The organism is Delftia sp. K82 (genome assembly GCF_002193035.1).
Taxonomy (GTDB): Bacteria; Pseudomonadota; Gammaproteobacteria; order Burkholderiales; family Burkholderiaceae_C; genus Comamonas; species Comamonas acidovorans.
On sequence record NZ_MYFL01000010.1, the window covers coordinates 1 to 3,285 of the forward strand.

General features: G+C 61.2%; 4 protein-coding genes and 1 pseudogene. 1 reads left to right on the forward strand and 4 read right to left on the reverse strand.

What is annotated here, in order from left to right; all coding sequences use genetic code 11:
• Positions 1-206, reverse strand: a 206-nt coding sequence (locus tag KDK82_RS30595) for a helix-turn-helix domain-containing protein (protein WP_143343583.1), incomplete at its 3' end; no start/stop codon positions are given.
• 191 nt (positions 207-397) lie between these two features.
• Between KDK82_RS30595 and KDK82_RS32505 the strand changes: the two genes are divergently transcribed.
• Positions 398-1,855, forward strand: a complete 1,458-nt coding sequence (locus tag KDK82_RS32505) for an alpha/beta fold hydrolase (RefSeq protein ID WP_108497019.1) — start codon at positions 398-400, stop codon at positions 1,853-1,855.
• A 30-nt stretch (positions 1,856-1,885) separates the two neighbouring features.
• Here the strand turns inward: KDK82_RS32505 and KDK82_RS30600 are convergent.
• The 3 genes and pseudogenes from KDK82_RS30600 to KDK82_RS30610 form a co-directional block, all read right to left on the reverse strand.
• Positions 1,886-2,059 (reverse strand): annotated as a pseudogene (locus KDK82_RS30600) (transposase); the annotation flags it as partial.
• 168 nt (positions 2,060-2,227) lie between these two features.
• Positions 2,228-2,863 (reverse strand): ParB/RepB/Spo0J family partition protein, encoded by a 636-nt coding sequence (locus KDK82_RS30605; RefSeq protein ID WP_227740917.1) that lies wholly within the window; start codon positions 2,861-2,863, stop codon positions 2,228-2,230.
• Positions 2,864-2,911: 48 nt separating this feature from the next.
• Positions 2,912-3,259, reverse strand: a complete 348-nt coding sequence (locus KDK82_RS30610) for a helicase C-terminal domain-containing protein (protein WP_088167129.1) — start codon at positions 3,257-3,259, stop codon at positions 2,912-2,914.
• Between the last annotated feature and the right edge of the window lie 26 nt (positions 3,260-3,285).

Genomic DNA, 3,285 nt, shown 5'->3' on the forward strand with positions numbered 1-3,285 from the left:
AACGCTGGCGGCGATGGCGGTGGCTTGAGTGCAGCCGCTCCGCCTTGCTCGAACAGGCGCAGTGCAGCGTTGACACCAGACCAACTCAGCCCGGTTTGCTCCACGATCTGCATCACGCCAACACCTTTTCGATGCAAACGGATAACTTGCTTGCGCCGTTCTTGCAGCACTTCCCGCGACTGCTTGCGTGCATCTTCTTTTTCCATGAACTTTGGAGTCAGGTCATCAACAAAAGTTGATGAATAAATTATGCCGAGTCTATAACTCCCGTTGACACAAGATTAGTTACCTAATATTATTTTCCTTAGGTGGCAAACTATGCACCTGAGGCTCGCAGTGGGTAGATTTCGTTTTCGACTGTTAGCGGGCGCCGACCAACATGTAAAAAGGAGACCACATGAAAAGTGAACCAAACCGGCAGGTGAGGGCAATCGGATCTATCAGTTGTCAATCGAGGCGCCTCGTCGGCGTGATAGCGGCAGCTGTACTAACGGCGTGCGGCGGAAGCGACAAGGACGCTGATGGTCCGCCGACACAGCAGGAAGTTGTAGTGACAGGATGCAATGGGACCGTTACCTATGTGGAGGCCGAGGGCGCCTTTGCAAACGGGTCGCCGTGGAGCATGCGTCGGCCAACAGGCTGGAACGGCTTGTTGATCAACGACCTTGACTATGTTCCCGCTAAGGACGGCGCGCGGAGTTGCTACTGGTTGCAGCGAGGCTACGCGCTTTCGGGTACCGGTCGAAATCCGCAAAGAAACTTTAACTATGATCCGGATCGAGAGCAGCAAGAGCTGATCTCGGTCATCGACATGTTCAACGCGCGCTATGGGAAGCCTACGAAGGTGATCCAGTATGGACACTCGGGCGGCGGCTTCGTTGCTCTAAATTTTGCCGAGCGCTATCCCGAGAAGGTTGATGGCGTTGTTGTAGGGTGCGCTCATGAGCCGGTACCACTCATGAACATGATGTTGGATGGGTGGTTCGTGCTGAAGACGCTGATCGCATCAGAATTGCAGGTCGTCGGCTTCTCCGATCTTGCTTCCGTAGCAGATCAATCTGCAAAATGGCGCGCCGCTCTCACGCTAGCTCAGCAGAGCCAGGAAGGTCGGGCTAGGATTGCGCTTGCTGCTGCAGTAGGCCAGTGGCCGGTGTGGAGCAATGCCACACGAGCTCAGCCAGATCCCTTCGATCTCGGTGCGCTTCAAAGTGCAGTCTTCGACACTGTGCTTCTCAACGCCGCCCAACCTGGAGGACAGTCTCGATTCATGTTTGAGCATGCAGGGACATCTCCGGCAGTTCGGCAACTCTCTTGGAATGCGGGCATCGACTACTCCCAACTTCTGGCCCGCGCCGAGCCGGCAGTCGGGCGTCTGGTGCTATCGCTTTACTCGACAAATGGACTCAATCTCCAGGCCGATCTTGCAACACTGCGGGACGCGACCCGTGTACAGGCGGAACCCGCCGCCTCGGCGTTCTGGAACGGGCCGGGACGAACAGTCCACGGCACACCCAAGATACCTTCCTTGCGGATGCATACAACAGGAGATAACGTGGTGCCTCCAAACATCATCGATTCGTATGTTCAGAAGATGCAGGCCAATGGTGGAGATGTGAGTCTCTACAGAACGACGATTGTTGACCGTGCGGGGCACTGTACGTTCGAGCCTTCAGAGTCAGCTGCGGCGATTGAGACAGTCTTGACTCGGATCAACACTGGGGTTTGGCCTGATGTCAGTCCAGCCGGAATGAACGCTAGGGCCAAAGCTCTCATACCCGCATCGGTGCCCGCGTTTGTGCCATACGAGCCAGCTCGGGCGAACCGGCCACAGAACAATCCTGCGGGCGGCCTCTAAACCGCGAGACAGGTGCCCGCAATGGCACCTTTCGGTTGCCAGGCCCTGCTTCTCAAGCAGGTGGCGGAACCGAAGGATCGTCGTCTCGTCCAGCAACCGCGCCACGGCCCTCAGCGCGGCGAACTGGCGGAACACGGGGATGTTGTGCAGAGACTGCTCCATCGCCGGGTCGCTCGGCGCGAACCATTGCTGCAGGTAGTGAACCGCCCCGGGGCGGTTCACCCGGACGATCGCACGCGTGACGCAGCGCACATTGATTACATGCCGCCTCGGACACCGCATAGGCCGGACGCAGATGTCCATCGAGAATGCCGTGGTAGCGGCCTCGGATCCTCGACACTCTCCCGGACTGAGAAGGCCTACACGATGCGATCAAAGCCGGCGGCCCGGCCTGAGCACTGATACGAATGCATAAGGTTCAACCTTTTCGCATGTCTGACCAGAAGCGGCGAAAACCAGGGAACCATCAGGCAGCCGGCGCGCATAGCGTCCGAGTTGGGACTTCGGCAAGGTCACCGGCACCTTCTGCGTCAGCACGCCGTCCTGCTTCTCCGGTGGGGTGCCCGAGAGCAGTTCGGCGTGGCCGAGTTGGATGCTGCGCGTAGTCAGCGCCTTGAGCACTGCGGGTGTGCAGGCCATCAGCGCGAGCCGCCGCTCCAACACCTCGGGCGACCAGCCCATGAGGCGGGCGGCTTCTTCCTTGTCGCCGCGCTGGCGCAGCAGTTGGCGCTGCGCGGCACGGGCTTCCTCGGCCGGCGACATGGCGGCGCGGTAGTAGTTCTCGATCACCGACATGGCCTCGGCCGCCTCGTCGCTGGCGTCCTTGATGACCACGGGCATGTCGTAGTCGTCGCCGAAGACGTTCCTTGCGGCTCTCCAACGGCGCTCACCGGCGATGATCTCGAAGAGGTCGGTGCCCAGCACAGGCCGCACGACGATGGGTTCGAGCACGCCGACCGCGCCGATGCCCTCCATATGGAGTTCATGGGTGGATCGGTGTTGGTCCACCCAGGATCTCCTACCGCGACGCACCTTCAAGAGCCGCCGCTGGCGCCGTCACGCGGCCGAACGATCGACCGTTGCCGCGTCGGATGGCAAGCCTGGCGCCGCGCCGCGCACACGTCGGTACGGCGGCAGGCCCGCCAGCAGGCGCCGGCCCCACGGCGTGCTCGCCAGCCGCGGATCCAGCACCGTGACGCGGCCGTGGTCCTCGGGCGTGCGCAGCAGCCGCCCCACCGCCTGCGCCAGCCGGATGCCGACCTCGGGGACGCTGCGCTCATGGAAGGCGGACCTCCCCTGCGCCTCGATCCACTCCCGGCGTGTCTGCTCGACCGGATCGTCGGGCACCGCGAAGGGCAACTTGACCACTACCAGGTGCGTGCAGTAGGCGCCGGGCAGGTCCACCCCCTCGGGGTCTCCTCGTTTTCAGT

Excerpts from the sequence above, each read along its gene's own strand:
- KDK82_RS32505 (WP_108497019.1), top strand. The coding sequence starts at position 398 with ATGAAAAGTGAACCAAACCGGCAGGTGAGGGCAATCGGATCTATCAGT.